Source organism: Oerskovia paurometabola, assembly GCF_016907365.1.
Lineage (GTDB): Bacteria > Actinomycetota > Actinomycetes > Actinomycetales > Cellulomonadaceae > Oerskovia > Oerskovia paurometabola.
In genome coordinates this window covers 3,431,419-3,453,667 of sequence record NZ_JAFBBV010000001.1, presented here as the reverse complement: position 1 = coordinate 3,453,667, position 22,249 = coordinate 3,431,419, and the positions used below count along the sequence as shown (strand labels likewise).

The 22,249-nt window shown below is 72.0% G+C and carries 18 protein-coding genes; 9 read left to right on the top strand and 9 right to left on the bottom strand.

Annotated features, from left to right (window positions below; all coding sequences use genetic code 11):
- Position 1 precedes the first annotated feature (1 nt).
- The 5 genes from JOD48_RS15455 to hemQ all read left to right on the top strand — a co-directional run bounded on the left by JOD48_RS15455 (position 2) and on the right by hemQ (position 5,836).
- Positions 2 to 1,387 (top strand): ABC transporter substrate-binding protein, encoded by a 1,386-nt coding sequence (locus JOD48_RS15455; protein WP_204809702.1) that lies wholly within the window; start codon positions 2 to 4, stop codon positions 1,385 to 1,387.
- A gap of 379 nt (positions 1,388 to 1,766) precedes the next feature.
- Positions 1,767 to 2,615, top strand: a complete 849-nt coding sequence (locus tag JOD48_RS15450; RefSeq protein WP_204810628.1) for a carbohydrate ABC transporter permease — start codon at positions 1,767 to 1,769, stop codon at positions 2,613 to 2,615.
- A gap of 206 nt (positions 2,616 to 2,821) precedes the next feature.
- Complete coding sequence (locus JOD48_RS15445) at positions 2,822 to 3,709, top strand: carbohydrate ABC transporter permease (RefSeq protein ID WP_239528069.1); 888 nt, start codon at positions 2,822 to 2,824, stop codon at positions 3,707 to 3,709.
- Between the two features lie 128 nt (positions 3,710 to 3,837).
- The gene (locus JOD48_RS15440) at positions 3,838 to 5,034 is read left to right on the top strand and encodes a ferrochelatase (RefSeq protein ID WP_191790900.1); all 1,197 of its coding nucleotides are present in this window, start codon (positions 3,838 to 3,840) and stop codon (positions 5,032 to 5,034) included.
- Between the two features lie 67 nt (positions 5,035 to 5,101).
- Positions 5,102 to 5,836 (top strand): hydrogen peroxide-dependent heme synthase, encoded by a 735-nt coding sequence (hemQ, locus tag JOD48_RS15435; protein ID WP_191790899.1) that lies wholly within the window; start codon positions 5,102 to 5,104, stop codon positions 5,834 to 5,836.
- A gap of 95 nt (positions 5,837 to 5,931) precedes the next feature.
- On the opposite strand, the gene JOD48_RS15430 is transcribed toward hemQ, so the two are convergent.
- Positions 5,932 to 7,794, bottom strand: a complete 1,863-nt coding sequence (locus JOD48_RS15430) for a M48 family metallopeptidase (RefSeq protein WP_204809701.1) — start codon at positions 7,792 to 7,794, stop codon at positions 5,932 to 5,934.
- Positions 7,795 to 7,981: 187 nt separating this feature from the next.
- Between JOD48_RS15430 and JOD48_RS15425 the strand changes: the two genes are divergently transcribed.
- Positions 7,982 to 8,818, top strand: coding sequence for a TspO-related membrane protein (locus tag JOD48_RS15425; protein WP_204809700.1), 837 nt, complete (start codon positions 7,982 to 7,984; stop codon positions 8,816 to 8,818).
- A gap of 118 nt (positions 8,819 to 8,936) precedes the next feature.
- On the opposite strand, the gene JOD48_RS15420 is transcribed toward JOD48_RS15425, so the two are convergent.
- Positions 8,937 to 10,250 carry a Glu/Leu/Phe/Val family dehydrogenase gene (locus tag JOD48_RS15420; RefSeq protein WP_191790896.1) on the bottom strand — a complete coding sequence of 438 codons (1,314 nt, stop codon included), beginning with the start codon at positions 10,248 to 10,250 and terminating at the stop codon, positions 8,937 to 8,939.
- A 102-nt stretch (positions 10,251 to 10,352) separates the two neighbouring features.
- Positions 10,353 to 11,123, bottom strand: a complete 771-nt coding sequence (locus JOD48_RS15415; RefSeq protein WP_191790895.1) for an aldo/keto reductase — start codon at positions 11,121 to 11,123, stop codon at positions 10,353 to 10,355.
- Positions 11,124 to 11,195: 72 nt separating this feature from the next.
- On the opposite strand from JOD48_RS15415, the gene JOD48_RS15410 reads away from it, so the two are divergent.
- Entirely contained in the window at positions 11,196 to 11,711 is a 516-nt protein-coding gene (locus JOD48_RS15410; RefSeq protein WP_239527427.1) for a hypothetical protein, read from the top strand.
- A 66-nt stretch (positions 11,712 to 11,777) separates the two neighbouring features.
- Here JOD48_RS15410 and JOD48_RS15405 read toward each other — a convergent pair whose 3' ends face one another.
- The gene (locus JOD48_RS15405) at positions 11,778 to 12,545 is read right to left on the bottom strand and encodes an AraC family transcriptional regulator (RefSeq protein WP_191790894.1); all 768 of its coding nucleotides are present in this window, start codon (positions 12,543 to 12,545) and stop codon (positions 11,778 to 11,780) included.
- A gap of 53 nt (positions 12,546 to 12,598) precedes the next feature.
- On the opposite strand from JOD48_RS15405, the gene JOD48_RS15400 reads away from it, so the two are divergent.
- Positions 12,599 to 16,135 carry a proline dehydrogenase family protein gene (locus tag JOD48_RS15400; RefSeq protein WP_204809699.1) on the top strand — a complete coding sequence of 1,179 codons (3,537 nt, stop codon included), beginning with the start codon at positions 12,599 to 12,601 and terminating at the stop codon, positions 16,133 to 16,135.
- A gap of 68 nt (positions 16,136 to 16,203) precedes the next feature.
- Here JOD48_RS15400 and JOD48_RS15395 read toward each other — a convergent pair whose 3' ends face one another.
- A complete protein-coding gene (locus JOD48_RS15395; RefSeq protein ID WP_204809698.1) occupies positions 16,204 to 16,932 on the bottom strand; it encodes an anaerobic ribonucleoside-triphosphate reductase activating protein in 729 nt (242 codons plus the stop codon).
- Between the two features lie 277 nt (positions 16,933 to 17,209).
- Here JOD48_RS15395 and JOD48_RS15390 point away from each other — a divergent pair, with 277 nt between their 5' ends.
- On the top strand, positions 17,210 to 17,584 hold the full coding sequence (locus JOD48_RS15390; RefSeq protein WP_204809697.1) for an SdpI family protein: 375 nt from the start codon (positions 17,210 to 17,212) through the stop codon (positions 17,582 to 17,584).
- A 10-nt stretch (positions 17,585 to 17,594) separates the two neighbouring features.
- On the opposite strand, the gene JOD48_RS15385 is transcribed toward JOD48_RS15390, so the two are convergent.
- From JOD48_RS15385 to JOD48_RS15370, 4 genes are read right to left on the bottom strand one after another with little or no spacing between them, the layout of a single operon-like run.
- The gene (locus tag JOD48_RS15385; protein ID WP_204809696.1) at positions 17,595 to 18,611 is read right to left on the bottom strand and encodes a LacI family DNA-binding transcriptional regulator; all 1,017 of its coding nucleotides are present in this window, start codon (positions 18,609 to 18,611) and stop codon (positions 17,595 to 17,597) included.
- Positions 18,612 to 18,668: 57 nt separating this feature from the next.
- Positions 18,669 to 20,120: a GH1 family beta-glucosidase gene (locus JOD48_RS15380; RefSeq protein WP_191790889.1), complete on the bottom strand. Its 1,452-nt coding sequence runs from the start codon at positions 20,118 to 20,120 to the stop codon at positions 18,669 to 18,671.
- Positions 20,117 to 21,046, bottom strand: coding sequence for a carbohydrate ABC transporter permease (locus tag JOD48_RS15375; protein WP_191790888.1), 930 nt, complete (start codon positions 21,044 to 21,046; stop codon positions 20,117 to 20,119). Before JOD48_RS15375 ends, JOD48_RS15380 begins: the two co-directional genes overlap by 4 nt.
- Entirely contained in the window at positions 21,043 to 22,173 is a 1,131-nt protein-coding gene (locus tag JOD48_RS15370; protein WP_191790887.1) for a carbohydrate ABC transporter permease, read from the bottom strand. The genes JOD48_RS15375 and JOD48_RS15370 overlap by 4 nt, the downstream gene beginning before the upstream one ends.
- Between the last annotated feature and the right edge of the window lie 76 nt (positions 22,174 to 22,249).

Sequence of the window (22,249 nt, the reverse complement as noted above, 5' to 3'; positions counted from 1 at the left end):
AATGAAGTCCACACGCCGCGCGATCGCCCTCACCCTCGTGGGGGCCCTCACCGCCACCGCCCTCGCCGCCTGCTCGAGCTCCGGCTCGGGCGACGACGAGTCCGCCGACGGGAAGACCACCCTCAAGGTCGTCTCCCTCCTGCCCGGCTCCGAGCCCGAAGCCATCGACGCCTTCAACGAGCAGGTCAAGCAGTTCGAGGACGCCAACCCCGACATCGACGTCGTGCCCGAGGAGTACGAGTGGAAGGCGACCACGTTCGCCGCCCAGCTCGCCGGCGGCACCCTGCCCGACGTGTTCGAGATCCCGTTCACCGACGCCAAGACCCTCGTCGAGAACAAGCAGATCGCGGACCTCGACACCCAGTTCCGCACCCTGCCCTACGCCGACAAGTTCAACCCCGCCATCATCGACGCCGGCACCGGACCCGACGGCCACGTCTACGCCATCCCTGCCAAGAACGTCTACGGCGTCGGCCTCCACTACAACCGCGCCCTGTTCGAGTCCGCAGGCCTCGACCCCGACTCGCCGCCCACCTCCTGGGACCAGGTCCGCGAGTACGCCAAGAAGATCGCCGACGCCAACCCCGGCGTCGCGGGCTACGCCCAGATGACGCAGAACAACACCGGCGGCTGGCAGCTCACCGTCAACACCTACTCGCGCGGCGGCCGCGTCCAGGACGTCGCCGACGACGGCACGGCCACCGAGTCGCTCGACAACGACGGCACCAAGGAAGCCCTCGAGTTCCTCAAGACGCTGCGCTGGGAGGACAACTCCATGGGCAGCAACTTCCTCCTCGACTGGGGCACCATGAACGAGGCCTTCGCCGCCGGACAGGTCGGCATGTACACGTCGGGCTCCGACGTCTACACCTCGATGGTCCAGTCCAACGGGCTCGACCCCGCGACCTACGGGCTCACCGCGCTGCCCCTCGACGGCGGCGACGCCGGCGTCCTCACGGGCGGCACCCTCGCCGCGATGCCCGCCAAGGCCACCGACGAGAAGAAGGCCGCCGCCGTCAAGTGGATCGACTTCTTCTACCTCAACAAGCTCGTCGACCAGGACGCCGCCGTCAAGGACGCCCAGACGCTCGTCGCGAGCGACCAGCCCGTCGGCACGCCCGTGCTCCCCATGTTCAGCAAGGAGCAGTACCTCGAGAACCAGGAATGGATCAAGGACTACATCAACGTCCCGCTGAACCAGATGACCGGGTACACCGACACCATGTTCGACCTGCCCCTCGTCGGTGAGCCGTCGCAGAAGACGCAGGAGATCTACGCGCTCATGGACCCCGTCGTGCAGGCCGTGCTGACGGACCAGAACGCCGACATCGACAAGCTGCTGGCGGACGCGAACAAGCAGGCCCAGGCGCTGCTCGACCAGGGGTGATTCCCTCCGTGGGGTGAGGCGGAGGACGGGGCCGGGCCTACCATCCGGCCTCGTCCCTCGGCCTCCCGCCAGGCCCCACCACGGCCCGGCCCCGTCCCCCGCCCCACCCCGGGACCTCACCGCTGCTCTCGCCGGAGGCTCACCCGGTGCTCGTGAGAGCGGGCGGGCGGCCCGGCTCCTCGTCCTCCCGGTCGGTCGCGAGCTCCCGCTGGCGACCGACCGGTGATCCTCCTCTTCTCCTCGACTTCTCCTCGACCCCGAAGGACCTTCCGTGACCGCCACCAGTGCATCGGCGCGCAGACGCCACGAAGCGCCGGCCGACAAGCCCGCCCGACGACGGTCGCCCGCGACCTGGGTGCGCGGCGGCGGGCTCAGCAACATGGTCTTCATGCTGCCCGTGATCGTGATCTTCGGGGTCTTCTCCTGGTTCCCGATCGTGCGCGCGCTCCTCATGAGCGTGCAGGAGACGAACCTCGTCGACACCCAGTTCGTGGGGCTCGACAACTTCCGGTACGTGCTCGCCGACCCGCTGCTGTGGACCGCGGTCAAGAACACGGCGTACTTCGCGTTCCTCGCGCTGCTCTTCGGGTACCCGATCCCGCTCGTGGCTGCCGTGCTCATGAGCGAGGTGCGGCGGTACAAGGGCCTGTACTCGGCCCTCGCGTACCTGCCGGTCGTCGTGCCGCCCGTCGTGGCCGTGCTGCTGTGGAAGTTCTTCTACGACGCCGGCCCCCACGGCGTGTTCAACACGATCCTCGGCTGGGTGGGACTCGGCCCCTACCCCTGGCTCCAGGACGCGACCACGGCCATGCCGTCGCTCGTCCTCGCGGCCACGTGGGCCGGGGCCGGCGGCACGATCATCATCTACCTCGCGGCCCTGACGAGCGTCCCGCCCGAGCTCTACGACGCCGCCGAGGTCGACGGCGCGGGCGTGTGGCGCAAGGTGTGGCACGTGACCATGCCCCAGCTCCGCGGGGTCCTGTTCATCACGCTGATCCTGCAGATCATCGGGACCGCGCAGGTGTTCCTCGAGCCGTACCTGTTCACGGGGGGCGGCCCCGCGAACTCGACCATCACGATCCTGCTGCTCATCTACAACTACGCGTTCGCGAACAGCCTGGGCGGCAACTACGGCGCGGCGACGGCCCTGTCGCTCATGCTCGCGCTCGCCCTCGCGGCCTTCTCCGCCCTGTACTTCCGCCTGACCCGGTCCTGGAGCACCTCATGACGACCCCGCGCACCGACCGTCCCGCAGCCGTCCCGCCCGGAGCGTCCGGCAGCACGCCCGACGGCGCCGCCCGGCCCGGTGAGTACCCCTCGCCCGTGGAGATCTCGGCCCAGGGCGGCGGCTCCATGGCAGGGCTCGCCGAGAGGGCCTACCTGACCCGCCGCGAGGGCGACGCGGCGCGCGAGCGCAAGCGGCGCCGTCGGGCCATGGACGGCGTGGCCGACCGCGGCGCCGTGTCCGTCGCGGACTGGCGCCGCCCCTCGGTGCGGTTCGGGATGGGCGGGACGCACGTCCTGCTGCTCGTCCTGCTCGTGGTCGCGGGGCTCGGGCCCATGCTGCTGCTCGCGAAGTTCGCGGTCACGCCCACGCAGGACATCCTGCGCACGCCCATGGCGGTCTTCCCGAACGGCATCGCGTGGGACAACCTCGACAAGGCGTGGAACGAGGTGCAGATCAGCAAGTACTTCTTCAACACGATCTGGCTCGCGCTGGGGTCGTGGGCCGTGCAGATGGTCGTCGCGACGACGGCCGGGTACGCGTTGTCCGTGCTGCGCCCGCGCTACGGCAAGGTGGTCCAGGCCGCGGTGCTGTCGACCATGTTCATCCCGGCCGTGGTGCTGCTCGTCCCGCTCTACCTGACGATCCTGGACCCGCCGCTGCTGGGTACCTCGCTCATCAACAGCTTCTGGGCCGTGTGGCTGCCCGCGGGCGCGAGCGCGTTCAACGTGCTGCTCGTGCAGCGGTTCTTCGACAACCTGCCGCGCGAGGTCTTCGAGGCCGCGCGGGTCGACGGGGCAGGGCCCTACCGGTTGTTCTGGTCGATCGTGCTGCCCATGTCCAAGCCCATCCTGGGCGTGGTGTCGGTGTTCGCGATCATCGCGAGCTGGAAGGACTTCCTGTGGCCGCTCCTGGTCCTCAAGGACCCCCTGATCCAGCCGCTGTCGGTGCGCCTGCCCGCGATCGCGGCCACGACCGACAAGGGGGTGTTCCTCGCGGCGCTCGCGATCTCGACGATCATCCCGGTGCTGCTGTTCCTCGTGTTCCAGCGCACGTTCCTGCAGGGCGCGGGCCTCGGGGGAGCGGTCAAGGGGTAGGCGCGGGGCAGCGGTCCCACGCCCCGGGCGAGGTCGAGAGACGTTCTGACGAACTGTCCCGTCAATGTCACGTCGGCGTCGCACTCCTCGGGCGGAGAACCCCCAGGTACGCCTGAGAGGATGCGGACATGCCCTCGTACTCGCCCCAGACGACGGCCGCCGGACCCGGTGCACGGACCAGCACCGCTCCTGCCGCTGCCGCAGAAGTCCGCCCCTACGACGCCCTCCTCCTCTACTCGTTCGGAGGACCCAACAAGCCCGAGGACGTCGTGCCGTTCCTGCGCAACGTCACGGTCGGCAAGGGGATCCCCGACGAACGTCTCGAGGAGGTCGGCGAGCACTACTACGGGTTCGGCGGCAAGAGCCCCATCAACGAGCAGAACCTCGCCCTCAAGGCCGCGCTCGAGGAAGAGCTCGCGGACCGCGGGATCGACCTGCCCGTCGTGTGGGGCAACCGCAACTGGGAGCCCTACACGCGCGACGCCGTCGAGCAGCTCGCCGAGGTCGGCGCGAAGCGCGCCGTTGCCCTCGTGACCTCGGCCTTCTCGTCCTACTCGGGCTGCCGTCAGTACCGCGAGGACCTCGCGCTCACGCTCGACGCCCGCGGCGAGCTCGGCCCCGACGGCTCGACCGGCATCCAGTTCGACAAGGTGCGCTCGTACTTCAACCACCCCGGCTTCGCGCAGGCGAACGTCGACGCCGTGCTCGAGGCGTACGAGGCGCTCGCGGCCAAGGGCGGCGACGTGCGCGAGGCCCGGCTCGTGTTCGTCACGCACTCGATCCCGCTGACCATGGAGGCCGCGTCGCGCATCTCGCACGCGACCTACTCGCGCCAGCACCTCGACCTGGCCCGCGTCGTCGCCGAGGAGGTCTCGGCCCGCCTCGGTCACGAGGTCGAGTGGAACCTCACGTTCTGCTCGCGCTCTGGCCCGCCCGCTCAGCCGTGGCTCGAGCCGGACGTCAACGACCACCTGGAGTCGCTGGCCGCCGACGACGTCACGAACGTCGTGCTCTCGCCGATCGGCTTCGTGTCGGACCACATGGAGGTCGCGTACGACCTCGACACCGAGGCCATGGAGACCGCGACGCGCCTCGGGATCACCGCGGTGCGCGCCGGGACCGTCGGCACCCGGGCGCCCTTCGTCAAGGGCCTCGTGGACCTGGTCCTCGAGCGGGCGGCCATCGCGCGCGACGAGAAGTTCACGGAGGCCGTGGTCGGCGAGCTCGGGCCGTTCCGCTCGGTCTGCGCACCGGACTGCTGCCTGCGCCGCGACGGCGAGCCCAGCGGCATCCCCGCGCTGTGCAGCACCGACCTGCACCGCTGACCCGACGACCCGCACGACTCCCGGGACGGCGACGTACCGGGAGCACGCACTCCAGAGAGGCACGACGATGAACGACGCGCACCGCGTCCCCGTGGACCACGAGCAGATCAACGACTCGATCCGCTACACGATGTGGTCGGTCTTCGCGCTGGCCGAGTCCCTGCCGGCCGACGCCGCCGAGCGCACCGAGATGGTCGAGGCCGCTCTCGCCGCGGTCGGTGGCGGCGACGACCCGGCGGCCGTCGAGGGCGACCTCGTGGTCCGCGGCTGGTACGACCTGGGGGGCCTGCGCTCCGACGCCGACCTCATGGTCTGGTGGCACGGTCCGACCGTCGAGTCGGTCCAGGGCGCCTACCAGCGCCTGCGGGCGAGCGAGCTCGGCCGTCACCTCGAGCCGGTCTGGTCGAATGCGGCCCTGCACCGCCCGGCCGAGTTCAACCGTGGCCACGTCCCGGCGTTCCTCATGCACGAGGAGCCGGGGGCGTACCTGTGCGTGTACCCGTTCGTGCGGTCGTACGACTGGTACCTCCTACCCGATGCCGAGCGCCGCACCATGCTGCGCGACCACGGGCTCGCGGCCCGCGACTACGCGGACGTGCGGGCCAACACGGTCGCTTCCTTCGCCCTCGGCGACTACGAGTGGCTGCTGGCCTTCGAGGCCCAGGAGCTGCACCGCATCGTCGACCTCATGCGCGACCTGCGGGCCACCGAGGCGCGCCGCCACGTGCGCGAGGAGACGCCGTTCTTCACGGGTCCCCGGACCACGCTGATCGAGTGGGCGGGGCGTCAGCCGCTGTCCTGAGCTCGTGTCCTGCCGCTGAGTGCGGAGTAGTTGTCGCCCATCTGCCCGATCCGCGACAACTGCTCCGCACTCAACGTCTCTGCGGGCGCAGGGCGTCAACCTGCCGGGACCTCGTCCTTGACGTAGGGGTAGATGCCCGCCAGGAACGCCTGGTCGCTGTCCTTGGTGAGGCGCTCGCCGGACCAGGTCTCCTGCACCCGCACGACCGTGCCGTCGTGGAGCGTGAGGTCCGCTCGGACCGGCCCGGCCCTGACGACCGTGGCCTCGCGGATGTCCTCGAAGGCGAGGTACCTGTTGGACGCGGCGACGTCCGCGACCTCTCCGGACTGCAGCAGGGCGATGAGCCGGTTCTTGCCACCGTCCGACTTCTTGGGGCAGGGGCGCAGGACGAGCCCGGTGTCGAGGACGAGCACGTCGTGCTGGGCCCCGTCGACCTTGACGTTCGCCAGGCCGCCGAGGATCTCGGCCCCGTGTGCCGTCGCCGTCGTGCTGACCTGGACGGCCCGCGCGGTGTCGATCCCGAGCGCCGAGAGGCGCGAGACGGCGTCGTCGACCGTCGCCGGGTCGAGGGCCAGGCGGCCGATCTCCTCGAGCGGGAGCGGTTCACCGTCCGGTCCGACGAGCTGGGCAGGTCCGGACCAGGACAAGCGCCAGGTCCCCACGCCGCTGTGGACGGCGGCCGTCCCGAGCAGGGTCTCGATCGAGGGGGTGAACGCCTCGACGGCGTCCGGCTCCGCGACCTCGGGGACGAACTCCCGGACGAGCGGGACGAGGCGCCCGGTCCGCACGAGCTCGAGCACCGTCGTGAGGTCCGCCGACGACTGGCCCGCGACCCGCGCCGCGCCGCGGTACACGAGGTCGGCATGGCGCTGCTCGGTCTGGGGCATGGAGCGCTCGGTGAGCGTCTGCCAGTCGACGGCCGTGCGGGTGCCGATGTTGAGTGCCCGCCCGGCAACCTGTGCGCTGCGCTCCTCGAAGCCCGGCACCAGAACGCTGGCCGGCCGCTCGTCGACCGTGACAGAGCCCTCGGGCATCTTCTCCATGGCGGCGATGCGCAGACCGATCGCCGGGTGCGTGTCCCAGCGCGAGTGCTGCTCGTCGGGGGTCTCTTCGCGCATCGACGCGAGCTCGGCGTCCCGTGCCTCGAGGATGCGTGCGAAGCCTCCGAACACGTCGGCCGACGTGGGCGCGTACCCGTTCTCCCAACCGAGGCCGATGTACTGGCGCTCGTAGAACGTCCAGGCGGTGTCGACGAGCGGCACCTCGCGAAGCGCCGACTGCGCGGTCGAGCGTCCGGCCACACGTACCGAGATCTGGTCGGCCTCGAGCTCCTGCCGGCGGCTCACGGCGGCCGAGACCAGGACGTAGAGCTTGGCGTACTGCTTGAGGAACCATCCCACGAGGTTCCCCGAGAGCTCCTGGACGGTCGCCATGATCGCGGAGCGCCCCCGGTAGGTCACGGCGCCGAGACGGGTGTGCTGCTGGGAGTAGTGGCCCAGCTCGTGCCCGAGGATCGATCGCATCTGCGCGACGCTCATCGCCTGGAGCAGCGGGACACCGATGTACAGGTGACGCTTGCCGCCGACCAGGCCGAGGAGGCGGGTCTCCTCGGAGACGGCCGCGTTGACGTCGGCGACCAGGCGGATCTCGTCGGGCACGCGGGTCTGTGCGACGTCGGCCAGCTCGCGGACCGTCGACCACAGCTCGGGGGCGTCGGAGGGGGACAGGACGACGCCCGGCTCGGGCGACGGCTTGGCGCGGGCGACCTTCCACAGGGCGACCACGAGGCCGACTGCGACGACCACGGTGAGGAACCCGAGCTTGGCGGCTCCGGGTCCGGCGTGCTCCGAGAACGCCCACACGGTGGCTGCCCCGAGCCCGACGACCATCGCGAGGGCGACGACGTAGAAGCCGACGAGCATGAGGACTGAGAGCGCTGCTCGCAGGGTGGTGGACATGGTGTTCTCCGACGACGGGGACCGCTCCGATGCGATCCGCTGGCGCCGGAGCCTAGCGGCTCGGGGGCGCGCGGCACCAGCGGATCCAGGGGTGACTGGTCGCTCGTCGTCCGTAGGCGGTGGTCTCGCACGCGCAGGGCCATGCCTACAAGATGCTCAGCATGCTGAGTGTTGGCATGCTGGGAGCATGAGCGCGACCCGAGAAACCACGTCAGCCCAGCCCGCCGCGGCCCCCACGACCGCCGACCGGGTCCGCCAGGTCACCGTCCTCGTCGGAGCCGTGATCGCGATCGTCGGCGCGGCCTTCGGCTCCGGAGCGTTCGGCGGACAAGCCGTCCAGAACGCGTCGGGGGGAGCCCTCGCCGCCGACGCGACCCCCGTCGCGCCGGACGGTCCGGCTTTCTCGATCTGGTCGGTGATCTACCTGGGGCTCGCGGTCTTCGCGGTCTACCAGGCGATCCCGCGCCAGGCCACCGATCCCCGCCTGCGGTCCGTGTCGTGGTGGGTCCTGGTCTCGATGCTCCTCAACGCCGCCTGGATCGGCGTGGTCCAGACGGGCGTCCTGCCGCTCAGCGTCGTCGTGATCGGCCTGCTCGTCGCGGTGCTCGCCGTGATCCTCGTGCGGCTCGTGCGCACCCCGCCCGCGAGCACGGTCCAGGCCGTCGTCCTGGACGGCACGGTCGGCCTCTACCTGGGCTGGGCCAGCGTCGCGACGCTCGCCAACGTCGCCGCCGCGCTCACCGACGCGGGCGTGGGCGAGATGGGTCTCGGCGCGACCACCTGGGGCGTGCTCGTCGTCGCGGCCGGCGCGGTCCTGGCCGTCGCCTACGCCCTCTTCGCGGCGCGCAGGCCGGTGGTCGCGATCGCGATCGGCCTGGCCATGGCCTGGGGGCTCGGCTGGATCGCCTACGGTCGCGCCAACGGTCCCCTCGTCGACGGCACCGTCGCGGTGGCGGCGGGCGTCGCCGCAGCCGTCGCGCTCCTGGCCCCCGTCGTGACCACGCTGCGCGCACGACGCGGCTGACGCGGCGTCGTCGGGCAGGGAGGTCCTGCCGGGGACGTGCGGGGCCGCCCGGCCAGGACGTGCGACAGGGCGGCCCTCGCCTCGCGAGGACCGCCCTGCCCGGGGCGACGGACGATCGCTACGGGTAGAGCCCGCGGATCTGGTGCGCCTCGGCCGTGCGCTGGATGCCGATGACGAGCGCGGCGTCGCGCAGGCTCAGCTCCTCGCGACGAGCCAGCGACGACACGCCCTGGTAGGCCACGTGCATGCGGTGCTCGAGCTTCTCGCCGATCTCCTGCTCGGTCCACCAGTACGCCTGGTTCGCCTGGACCCACTCGAAGTAGGACACGACGACGCCACCCGCGTTCGCGAGGATGTCGGGCACCACGGTCACGCCGTTCTTGGCGAGGATGCGGTCGCCCGCGGCGGTCGTCGGACCGTTCGCTCCCTCGACGACCCAGCGGGCCTTGACGGTGTGCGCGGTCTCGTCGTCGAGCACGCCCTCCACGGCCGCCGGGATGAGGACGTCCACGGGCAGCGCGAGCAGCGCGTGGTTGTCGATCGGCTCGGCGTCCTCGAAGCCGACCACGGTCCCGGTCTCGGCGACGTGCCGGAACAGCGCCGCGACGTCGAGCCCGTCCTCGTCGTGGATGCCGCCGTACTGGTCGCTCACCGCGACCACCCGGGCACCCTGGCCCGCGAGGATCGCGGCGGCGTGCGAGCCGACCTTGCCGAACCCCTGCACAGCGATCGACGCGTCCGAGAGCTCGAGCCCCGCCTCGGCGAGCGCTGCCTTGGTCGTGTGGACCACGCCCTGCGACGTCGCCGTGGTGCGCCCGAGCGAGCCGCCCACGGGGATCGGCTTGCCTGTCACGACGCCCGGGATCGTGTATCCCTGGTTGACCGAGTAGGTGTCCATGACCCACGCCATGGTCTGCTCGTTGGTCCCCATGTCGGGGGCCATGATGTCCCGCTCGGGGCCGATCACCGGCATGATCTCGCTCGTGTACCGGCGGGTCACGCGCTCGAGCTCGGCCTGCGAGTACTGGCGCGGGTCGATCGACACGCCGCCCTTGGCCCCGCCGTACGGCAGGTCCACGACGGCGCACTTCCAGGTCATCCACATGGCGAGCGCACGCACCTCGTCGATGTCGACGCTCGGGTGGTAGCGCAGCCCGCCCTTGCCGGGGCCGCGCGACACGTTGTGCTGGACGCGGTAGCCGCGGAACAGCACGATCTCTCCGCTGTCGCGACGCAGCGGGACCGAGACGTTGACCTCGCGGCGTGGTGTCGCGAGCATCTCGTGCAGGCCCGGGTCGTAGCCGAGGATCTCCACCGCGCTCGCGAGCTGGCTGTGGGCCGTCGCGAGCGCCGAGGCCTTCTGGTGGGGCGACTCGGTGGTGGATCCGGCCTGGGTGGCACCGCTGGTGGGCGGCGTTGACGTCGTCGTCACTCTTCCTCCGGGTGATGAGGGTTTTCCGGTCCCGAGGTGAGGGACCGTGCCCGTCCAACGTACCGCCAGGTCGTGGCCCGTTTCACGTCGCCGACCGGATCGTCACCCCAGCGTGTCGATGCTCGCGAGCTCGTCGGGGCTCAGCGAGAAGCCCGTGACGTCGAAGTTCGCCTCGATCCGGGCCGGGGTCACCGACTTGGGGATCACGACGAAACCGTGGTCCAGGTGCCAGCGCACGACGACCTGCGCGGTGCTGACCCCGTGCGCGTTCGCGACTGCCTGGAGTGCGGGCGAGTCGAGGTTGGTGCGCTTGAACGGGCTGTACCCCTCGAGCACCACGCCGCGCTGGGCGTGCTGCTCGACGACGCGTGCGTCGTAGTCGTCGGGGCCCCACGGGATCTGGTTGACCGCAGGGGTCTCGCCGGTCTGCTCGGACAGGACGTCGAGCTGGTCCACCGAGTAGTTCGACACCCCGACCGACCGCACGAGGCCCACGTTGCGCGCCGCGAGCAGCTCGGCCCACACCCAGGGCGAGGCGTCGCCGGACGGCGGCCAGTGGATCAGCCACAGGTCCAGGTAGTCGGTGCCGAGCAGGCGCAGCGACCGTGCCAGGGTCTCGTGCTCGCGGCCCACGTCGGCGGGGCGCAGCTTGGTCGTGAGGAACACGTCCTCGCGCGGCACACCGGAGGCGGCGAGCGCGCGACCCACCTGCTCCTCGTTGCCGTACATGGTCGCGGTGTCGATGTGCCGGTACCCGACGTCGAGCGCGTGGCGCACCGCGCGGTAGCAGTCGTCGCCCTCCGACTGCCACGTGCCGAGGCCGAGCAGGGGGATGTCTCCGCCGGGCAGGGCGGCGGTGGGGATCGAGGTCATGGTTCCCAGTCTTGGCACGGGACGCGCGGGGGCGCGAGCCGGGAGGGCCGACGGGTGAGTATCCTGCGTGCCATGTCCTCGCGTCCTGTCGTCCGCGCGGCCCGCCGCCACCTGCCCGACGACGTCGCTCGCCTCGCGCTCGTCGCTCTCCTGGGGACGGTGCCGCTGCTGGTAGCGGGGTGCTCCGCCCCGACCGAGCAGGCGCCGCCGGCCAAGGACGGGGTCGGTGGGTTGCGCAGCGACCTCTCTCCGCTGACCGACCGGTTCGACGCGTTGGGCGAGCCGGTCGCCGCGACGTGGGCGTCCGGGACCCTCGGGGACGGGCGTGCGCCCGGACCGTCGACGTACTGGGTCGACGCGGTCGTCGAGCTCGAGCCCGCGCAGGCGGCGGCGCTGGTCGCGCAGTACGCACCGGCTCCCACCGAGGACCGTCCCCAGGTCGTCGCGGACCTGGACGCGTCGCTCCCCGCAGGGGACCTGCTCGGTGGGGACGCGCTCGACGCGGCGTTCACCCAGGACGGCTTCAGGGCCGACGCCTACCTCGACGCCGCGGCGGGGGTGCTGGTGCTGGTGGCCGTCGGGCAGTAGGTCGGTCGGGGCCGACGACACGCCCTGCGCACCCCGGCGCGCGGGTGCGCGAGCCGGGAGGGCGACCTACCGCCGCGCCCGCCGCCGGAAGGACGACGGAGTCTCGCCCGTCAGCCGCGCGAACGTCCGGGTGAACGCCGGCTGGTCGTAGAAGCCCGTGACGACCGCGATCTCGGCGATGGGGGCGTCGGAGCCCGCGAGCAGCTCGGCCGCCCGGTCGACCCGGGAGCGGAGCACGAGCTGGCGCGGGCTGAGCGAGAACACGCGCCGCACGCGGCGGTCGAGCACCGCGGGCGTGCACCCGGCCAGTGCCGCGAGGTCCGCGACCGTGAGCGCCTGCCCCAGACGCTCCTCGATGCCCGCGACGAGCCGCGCCATCGAGTCCATCGAGGCGTCGTCGGCGTCGTCCTCGCGCAGGTCCTGCGAGACCGAGACGAGCCCGACGAGGTGCCCTGCGCCGTCGTGCACCGGGAGCTTGGACGTGAGGAACCAGCCGGGCGTGCCGCCCAGGCGGCGGATGAGCTCGAGCTCGTTGCGCAGCGGGCGGCCCGTGCGCAGGACCTCGGCGTCCTGCTGGTCGTAGCGCTCGGCGAGCTGGGGGACGAACAGGTCGGTGGCGCGCTTGCCGAGGACCGCGCGGCGGGAGCGCTCGTGCGTGCGAGCGACGAAGACCCGGTTGACCAGCACGTACCGACCCGTGACGTCCTTGGCGCAGAACATGGTCGACGAGAGCTCGTCCATGAGGTCGACCATCGCGGGGCTCAGGGCAGCCAGCAGCGCCTCGCCGCCTGGCCAGGTGCGTGGTGGGGTGGACTTGTCCGGAAGCGATGCCATGACAGCCCGGATCGTACAAGACGAAGCGTCAGCAACGGAGGCACGCTAGGAGGATGAGCAGCCACGACTCGAGCGCCCCCGCCGGTGCTCCACACGCGGACGACCGATCACGAGCCGGCGACTCCGCGCCCCTGACCAGCGTCGACGTCCAGACCGACACCCCGGTCGAGACCCTGACCGACGACGCCGCGCGCCTCGCCCGCAGCTGGATCGCCGCCGCGGCCGCGGCCTCCGAGGGCGCGCGCGAGCGCAGGACCGCCGAGCGCCTCGGCGCCCTCGTGTCCGACCCCGCGGGCCTCGAGCTCGCGGTGCGGTTCGTCGACAACGTCGCCCGCCCCCAGGACGTCCAGGTCGCCGCGCACGAGCTCGGCCTCCTGGGCGACCTCGCGGGTGGTGCGAAGGGCTTCCTCGGCCCCGTCGACACCGCGTTGCTGCGCCTCGGCGCCCGCATGGCCCCCGTGCTGCCGAGGGTCGTCGTGCCCGCCGCACGGATCCGCCTGCGCCAGCTCGTCGGTCACCTCGTGGCCGACGCCGGCCCGGGGCTCGGCAAGCACCTCGCACGCACGCGCGCCGAGGGGTACGCGCTCAACATCAACCTCCTCGGCGAGGCCGTGCTCGGCGAGGACGAGGCCCAGGCCAGGCTCGCGCGGACCATCGCGCTCGTCGAGCGTCCCGACGTCGACTACGTCTCGGTCAAGGTGTCCTCGGTGGCCTCCCAGCTCGTCACGTGGGACCTCGAGGGCTCGCGCGACCGCGTCGTCGAGCGCCTCCTGCCGCTGTACCGCGCCGCGCGCGACCACGGGGTGTTCCTCAACCTCGACATGGAGGAGTACCGCGACCTGGCCCTGACGACCGAGGTCTTCCAGGCGATCCTGGGGCGTGAGGAGTTCCGCGGCCTCGAGGCCGGGATCGTGCTCCAGGCGTACCTGCCCGACGCGCTCGGCGCGCTCGACGGCATCACCGCGTTCGCGACCGAGCGCGTCGCGGCGGGCGGCGCCCCCGTCAAGGTGCGCCTCGTCAAGGGCGCGAACCTCGCGATGGAGAAGGTCGAGGCCGAGCTCCACGGCTGGGCCCAGGCCCCCTACCCGACCAAGCCCGACGTCGACGCGAACTACGTGCGTCTCGTCGACCACGCGCTGCGCGCCCCCCGCACCGACGCCGTGCGCATCGGCGTCGCGAGCCACAACCTGTTCCACGTCGCGCTCGCGATCCTCACCGCACGAGCGCGCGGGGTCGCCCACGCGCTCGACGTCGAGATGCTGCAGGGCATGGCGCCGGGCGAGGCGCGGGCGGTGCGGGACGAGGTCGCTCGGGACGCGGGCCGCGTCGTCCTGTACACCCCGGTCGTGGCCCGCGAGGACTTCGACGTCGCGATCTCCTACCTCGTGCGCCGCCTCGAGGAGAACGCGGCCGAGCAGAACTTCCTGCACGCCATGTTCGCTCCCTCGGACCACCCGTCGGACCACCCCTCGGGCACCGCGATGGACCGCCAGGAGGCCGCCTACCGCGCCTCGGTCGAGCTCGGCACCCGCTACTCCGACGCGGACGTGACGCCGCGTCGCCAGGCGCGCGACGCCGTCGGGCACGTGGCCGCCGGGGAGCGGTTCACCAACGCCGCCGACACCGACCCGGCCGTCGCGGCGAACCGCGTCTGGGCCGCGCGGATCGTCGGACTGGACTCCGGGTTCGTCCCCGCGCAGTCGCCCGAGGTGACCAGCACGGACCAGGTGGACGACGTCGTCGCGCGCGCCGGCAGGGCCACCGCGGCCTGGGCGCAGGTCGCCCCCGCGGACCGCGCCCGCGCCCTGCGCGCCGTGGCCGCCCGGCTCGAGGAGGCCCGCACCGACCTCGTCACCGCCATGGTGCACGAGCCCGGCAAGACCGTCGCCGAGGCCGACCCCGAGGTCAGCGAGGCCGTCGACTTCGCGAGCTACTACGCGCAGTCGGCCGAGGCGCTCGACCAGGTCCCCGGCGCGACGTTCACCCCTGACGGCGTGACCCTCGTGACCCCGCCGTGGAACTTCCCCGTCGCGATCCCCGTGGGCGGGATCGTCGCGGCACTCGCGGCCGGCTCGGCCGTGATCGCGAAGCCGGCCCCGGCGACGCCCCGCTGCCTCGAGGTTGCGGTCGCCGCGATCCACGCGGGGCTCGCGGACGCCGTGGCGGACGCACCCGCCGGGAGCACCCTGACGGCGGACGCCGTGCGCGACGTCGTGCAGCTCTCGCGCGTGCCCGACGGTGACCTCGGTCGCCATCTCGTGACGCACGAGGGCGTGGCCCGCGTCATCCTCACCGGGGCCATCGAGACCGCGCAGATGTTCGCGTCGTGGCGTCCCGGCCTGGACGTGCTCGCCGAGACGTCGGGCAAGAACGCGATCGTCGTGACGCCCTCGGCGGACCTCGACCTCGCGGCGGCCGACGTCGTGCGCTCGGCGTTCGGGCACGCGGGGCAGAAGTGCTCGGCGGCCTCGCTCGTGATCCTCGTGGGCTCGGTCGGTGACCAGCGGACCGAGACGGGTCGCCGGTTCTCTGTGCAGCTCGTCGACGCGGTCCGTTCGCTCGCGGTCGGCCCGGCCACCGAGGTCTCGACGACCATGGGGCCGCTCACCGAGGCGCCCGGCGACAAGCTGCTGCGCGCCCTGACGACGCTCGAGCCCGGCGAGCAGTGGCTCGTCGCGCCTCGCCGCCTCGACGCCGCTGGTCGTCTCTGGACCCCGGGCCTGCGCTCGGGCGTCGCGCCGGGCTCGTTCTTCCACCTCACCGAGGCGTTCGGCCCGGTGCTCGGGATCATGACGGCCGCGACGCTCGACGAGGCCATCGAGCTGCAGAACGCGGTCTCGTTCGGCCTCACGGGCGGCATCCACAGCCTCGACGACACCGAGGTCGACACCTGGCTCGACCGCGTCCAGGTCGGCAACGCCTACGTCAACCGCGTCATCACGGGCGCGATCGTCCAGCGCCAGTCGTTCGGCGGCTGGAAGCGCTCGGCCGTGGGCCCGGGCGCGAAGGCGGGCGGCCCCAACTACGTGGCCGAGCTGGGCACGTGGAGCGACGCCGTCACCGCGGGCTCGGCGAGCGCGGTGCCCGACGCCGGAGCCGTCCCCGCGCGGGAGACCTCGCCCGAGGCGTGGCTCGCGTGGGCCCGGGCCGACGACGCCCGCTGGTGGGCGCACGAGTTCGCGGTCGAGCACGACCCGTCGGCGCTGCACGTCGAGTCGAACGTGTTCCGGTACCGGCCGATCGACGTCCTGACGGTCCGCGTCGGGGACGGGGCTGCGCCCGTCGAGGTCGAGCGCGTGCTGTCCGCGGCGCGCACGGCCGGGGTGCCGGTCGTCGTGAGCCGCGCCGACGGGCCGTCGGCCGTGAGCCACGAGGCGTTCGCCGCGTCGGTCGAGCGCGGCGAGGTCACGGGGCGGGTGCGCGTCGTGGGCTCGGCGCCCGGGCTGCGCGAGGCCGCGGCGGGCCACGTGGGCGATGTGACGGTGCTGGACCACCCGGTGCTCGCGAGCGGTCGGCGCGAGCTGCTGACGGTCCTGCGCGAGCAGGCGATCAGCCGGACGATGCACCGGTTCGGGCACGTGACGCGCTGACCCGACGTGTCAGGACCAGCGTGGCCCAGGGGCACGCTGGTCCTTGCACGAGGTCGCCCGAGGCTCGGTCAGGTGCGCCGCCGGGTCAGGGGCAGGTCGTCGTCGCGCAGCACGTCGGACAGTCGTCGACCGGCGAGCGCGGCCGCGTACGCGGGGTCCGTCCCGAGGTCGCGTGCCTCCTGGAGCACGTGGCCCCGGACCCCCATCGCGGAGAGCTGCCCGCAGAGCTCGAGGACGTCGTGGCGCGAGTGCACGGTCGGGTCGACCGTGGTCCGCACCTCGTGCGGGACGCCCGAGCGTTGCAGGGTCGCGAGCGACCGGTACGCGGCCTCTCCCGAGGGCCCGGCCCCCGTGATCCGTGCGTACTGGTCGGGCAGGTCCTTGATGTCGAGGCCGACCCAGTCGACGAGAGGCAGGACGTGCTCGAGGCGTACGGGCCACGCGCCCCCGGTGTGCAGCCCGACGCCGAAGCCCAGGTCGCGCACGTCGGCGATCGCCGCCGGGAGCGCGGCCTGGAGGGTCGGTTCACCGCCCGAGAAGACGACGCCGTCGAGCAGCCCCTGCCGCTGCGCGAGGAACGCCAGGACGTCGGTCCAGGGGATCGCGCGCTGCGCGTTGCGGGGTGCGGCGGTGACGAGGTCCGGGTTGTGGCAGTAGGTGCAGCGCCACGGGCAGCCCTGGAGGAAGACCGTGGCGACGAGCCGGCCCGGCCAGTCGACGGTCGAGAGCGTGGTCAGGCCCGCGACCACGAGGGGCGGGAGCGCACGGGGCTCGGACGTGCCTGCGGTGGCGGTCAATGTCGTGTCCTTCCGGCCGGTCGTCAGGGGTCGTGAAGCGGTCCCGGGCAGGATCGGGTCAGCGTCGGCACGACGTGCCTCGACGGTACGGCGAGGGGACGTGCGACTCACCGACACCCTTTGTGAGAACTTTCACAAGGGGTTGTCAGCATGATCCGGAGCGCGGCAGGGCCGGTCGCACCCGTGGTTCGTGCGCTGGGGCCTAGGCTCGTGCCGTGCTCCCGCGGAACGGGCCCCGCCGACCGCGGCACACGTCCGACCTCGTCGAGGAGGCCCCGTGCTCGCTGTCTGGATCATCGTCGTCGTGGCGCTCCTCGTCGTGTGGCTCGCCTGGCTCGGCGCGACCGACCGGATGACGCGCAACGGCCTGATCGGGATCCGGACCCCCGCGACCCAGCGCAGCGACGCGGGGTGGATCGCCGGGCACCGCGCGGCGCTCAAGGTGGTGCTGCCGGGGGCGGCGCTCGTCGTGGCGCTCGCGGTCGTCGGGAGCGTCATGGGGCCAGACGGCGCCACGGACGTCGTGTTCTTCGTCGTCGCCGGAGCGCTCCTCACCGAGGGGATCACGGCGGCGGCCGTCGCCGAGGTCGCGGCGCGCGGCGCGGACGCGGGACAGGGCGCCGAGCGCGCCGAGCAGTGGGACGTCGACTAGCGCGCCACGGTCAGTCCGACGCCCCGCGGATGAGCTCGGGGGAGAAGACGCGCGGGGACCGCGCGACGGGGTGGCCCGCGATGAGGTCGAGCAGCATCCCGGTCGCGGCCTTGACCATCTCCACGACGGGGTTCTGCACGGTCGTCAGAGCCGGGCTGGTCGCCCCGGCGACGCCGAGGTTGTCGAAACCGACGACGGCCACGTCACCAGGCACGGACTTGCCCCGTGCACGGAGCACGCGCAGCGCGCCCTCGGCCATGAGGTCCGAGGCGGCGAAGACCGCGTCGATGTCGGGGTGGCGGTCCAGGAGCTCCTCCATGGCCGCCGCCCCGCCGGCCGCGGCGAAGTCCCCCGAGGCGATCGCGTCGTCGGGCAGGCCCGCCGCGCGCAGCGCCTCGCGCCAGCCGGCGAGGCGGTCCACGCCCGCCGTCATGTCCTGGGGGCCGGTGATCGTCGCGATGCGGCGGTAGCCGCCGTCGATCAGGCGCTGGGTCGCGATGCGCCCGCCCTCGACGTTGTCCACGTCGACGTAGACCAGGTCGTCCATGGCCGTGAAGGGTCGCCCGACGAACACCGCGGGGAGCGGGGAGGCGAGCACGGCGCCCTCGAGGTCGTCCTCGCGGTGGTGCGACGTGATGATCGCGCCGTCCACGTGACCGCTGCGCAGGTAGCGCACGATGCGGCCCGCGTGCTCGTCGGGCCGAGCGATGAGCAGCACGAGCTGCAGGTCCGTGGGGGCGAGCGCCGCGCTGACCCCGCGCAGGGTCCCCGACAGGAACGGGTCCGTGAGGATGCGCTCGTCGGGCTCGGGGACCACGAGCGCGATCGAGTCGGTGCGCCGTGTCACGAGGGACCGTGCCGCCCTGTTCGGGGTGTACCCGAGCTGGGCGACGGCCGCGTCCACGGCGGCCTGCGCCTCGGGGGAGACGCGCAGGCCGCCGTTGATGGCACGGGACGCGGTCGAGCGGGACACGCCGGCCGTCTGTGCGACCTCGTCCAGGGTCGGCGCGGAACTCAGGGTGCTCATGGTCTCAGTATCCTGCCAGGCCTGGATGAGAGAACTGCCACGTTTCCGCTCGCGCCCTCAGGGGCGGGCGGGAACCGCGTTCTGGGACGCGACCTGGGCGAACCAGTGCCCGCTCGCCTTGACGGTGCGCTCCTGGGTCTCGTAGTCGACCCGGACGATCCCGAAGCGCTTGGAGTAGCCCCAGGACCACTCGAAGTTGTCCAGGAGCGACCACGCGAAGTAGCCGCGGACGTCGGCGCCGTCGTCGATCGCGTCCTTGACGGCCCGCAGGTGGGCGTCGAAGAACTCGAGGCGGTTCTGGTCGTCGACCGACCCGTCGGCCTCCACGACGTCGTCGTAGGCGCAGCCGTTCTCGGTGATGTAGAGCGGCACCCCCGCGGGACCCGTGTAGTCCGCCTGGAGGCGGTTGAGCAGGCGCGTGAGCCCCTCCGGCTGGACCTCCCAGCTCTGGTCCGTGACGGGCAGCCCGCGCGGGTGGTTGAACACGCCGTCGGCCGCGGGGTACGGGCTCGACGTCGGACGCTCGACCGGCGCGGAGCCGTCCAGCGTGGTCGACGCGGGCCGTGAGGAGACCAGCTCACCGTGGTAGTAGTTCACGCCGAGCGCGTCGATGGGCGACGAGATGATCTCGAGGTCGCCGTCCTGGACGTGCTGCGCGAAGCCGTACTCCTCGACGTCCGCGAGGACGTCGGCCGGGTACTCGCCCTTGATGACCGGGTCGAGGAAGATCCGGTTGAACTGACCGTCGATGCGGCGGGCCGCGTCGACGTCGCCCGGGTCGGTCGGGTCGAGGGGGTCGGCGACCGTGAAGTTGAGCGTGATCCCGAGGTTCGCCTCGGGGGCCCGCTCACGCAGCGCCTGGACCGCGAGGCCGTGGCCGAGCAGGAGGTGGTGCGCCGCGGCCAGCCCGTCGGGGCGGCTCTGGCGCCCGGGGGCGTGGACGCCACCCGTGTACCCGAGGAAGGCCGAGCACCACGGCTCGTTGAGCGTCGTCCAGACCCCGACACGGTCGCCGAGCGCCTCGTGCATCGTCACGGCGTAGTCCGCGAAGCGGTAGGCCGTGTCGCGGTTGGTCCATCCGCCCTGGTCCTCGATCGCCTGCGGCAGGTCCCAGTGGTAGAGCGTGATCCAGGGCAGCAGGTCCTTGGCGAGGAGCTCGTCGACGAGGCGGGAGTAGAAGTCCAGCCCCTTCTGGTTGACCGCGCCGCCGCCCGGCTGGACGCGGGCCCACGACGACGAGAACCGGTAGGTGCCCAGGTTCAGGTCGGACAGGAGCGCGACGTCCTCGCGGTAGCGGTGGTAGTGGTCGCACGCGACCTCGCCGTCGTCGCCGCCCAGGACGGCCCCCGGGACGCGGCAGAACGTGTCCCAGACGGAGTCCTCGCGGCCGTCGGTGTGCGCAGCCCCCTCGATCTGGAACGCGGCGGTCGCGGCGCCCCAGAGGAATCCCTGGGGGAACTCGACGCGGTCGGTGGCGCCCAGGTGGCGGGGGGTGATGATCTCGGTCATCCCTTGACAGCTCCTTGCATGATGCCGGCGACCAGCTGGCGACCGGTGAAGATGAACAGCACGATCAGCGGCAGCGTCACGAGGAACACGCCCGCCATGACGAGCGAGTAGTCCACGAAGTAGTTCGCCTGCAGCGACCGCACCACGAGCGGCAGCGTCGGGTTCTCCTGGTTCAACACGATGGACGGCCAGAAGAAGTTCGTCCACTGCTGGACGAACGTGAAGAGGCCGAGCATCGCGGCTGCGGGCCGGGCTGCGGGCAGGGCGATCGACCAGAAGGTCCGGAACATCGAGGCGCCGTCGACGCGTGCGGCCTCGATGAGCTCGAAGGGCAGCGACTCGGACAGGTACTGCGTCATCCAGAACACGCCGAACGCGGTGACGAGCGACGGCACGATCACGGCCTGCAGCTTGCCGATCCACCCGAGGTCGGACATGAGGATGAACATGGGGATCACGCCGAGCTGGGTGGGCACGGCCATGGTGGCGATGACGAAGACCAGCAGGGGGCCGCGGCCACGGAACCGGAGCTTGGCGAACGAGTAGCCCGCGAGCGTGGAGAACAGGACCACGGACAGCGACGTGATGACCGCGATGATCACCGAGTTGGTGAACGCCTTCCAGAAGTTGATCGCGCTCGACCCGATGACCTCCGCGAACTGCGTGAACAGGCTCATGTCGGGCAGGAGCTGCGGCAGCGCGTCCTTGGAGATCGCCTCGGGAGTCGACGAGCCCAGGATGAGCGTGAAGTACAGGGGGAAGACCGAGACCAGCAGCACGAGGCCGAGGATCGCGTAGGTGATCCAGCCCGGTCGGCGGGTGTAGCCTCCGGTGCCCTTGCGGACCGGGCGGCGGTTCGGGCGCCGGGCGGCCGCGCGGGCGGCGCCCGCTCCGGCGGTCTGCGCGACGACGGGGATCGAGCTCATCGCTTCTTCCGTTCGTTCGGTGCGCTCGTGGGCGCGCTGCTGGGACGGCGTGCGGGAGTGCCTCCGCGCGGGCTGGACGCGTTCTGGGCGCGGACCGCGGCGGCGGCTGCCTTGCGCCGGGCGCGCTGGACCGATCGTGGCGCCTTCTTGCTGGGTCCCGACGTCGAGATGCTGCGCGTGATCGCGAAGTTCACGAGGCCGATGAGCAGGATGACGATGAACAGGATCCAGGCGATCGCTGCGGCGCGGCCGAAGTTCTTCTGGTTGCCCCACGCGACGTCGTACAGGTAGAGGACCGTCGTCATCCACTGGCGGTCCGCTCCGCCGAGGCCCTGCGCGTCGAACGCACGGACCTCGTCGAAGATCTGCAGGCCACCGATCGTCGACGTGATGATGACGAAGATGATGGTGGCGCGGATCTGCGGGACGGTCACGGAGAAGAACTGCCGCAGGCGGCCTGCACCGTCGATGATCGCGGCTTCGTAGAGCTCGCGCGGGACGGCCTGCATCGCCGCGAGGAAGATGAGCGCGTTGTAGCCGGTCCAGCGGAAGTTGACCATCGAGGCGATCGCGACGTGGCTCGCGAACGCGTCGGCGTGCCAGCGGATCGGTTCGATCCCGATCACTCCGAGCAACCCGTTGATGAGACCGTACTGGTCGGCGAAGAGGCGGCCGAAGATGAGGCTGACGGCGATGGGGGCGACGACGTAGGGAAGCAGGACGCCCATGCGCCAGAAGGTCGCGGCCCGCAGGTTCTGGTCGAGCAGGGCGGCGATGATGATCGCGCAGATCACCTGCGGGACCGAGGAGAGCACGAAGATCGAGAACGTGTTGCGCAGCGACTTCCAGAACGTGGGCTGTGCGAGCACGTCGGTGAAGTTCTGGAGGCCGACGAAGTCTCCCTGCCCGCCCAGCAGGTTCCACTCGTGGACGGACACGAACGCGGTGTACGCCAGGGGGAACAAGCCGGTGATGGCGAAGAGGACGAAGAACGGGGAGATGTAGAGGTAGGGGGAGAGCTTGACGTCCCAGCGGCCGAGGCGCTGGGAGAAGCCGACGCGCCGCTGAGGGCGTGGTGCCGGCCCGTCGAGGCCCTGGTTGGGCTGGGTGGGAGTGAGGACGCTCATCCGACTTTCCTGTGCTGGGTCGAGCGGGGACGCGATGCCCGACGGCGGGCTGGGACGTGGGAGCGCGGGGTGACCA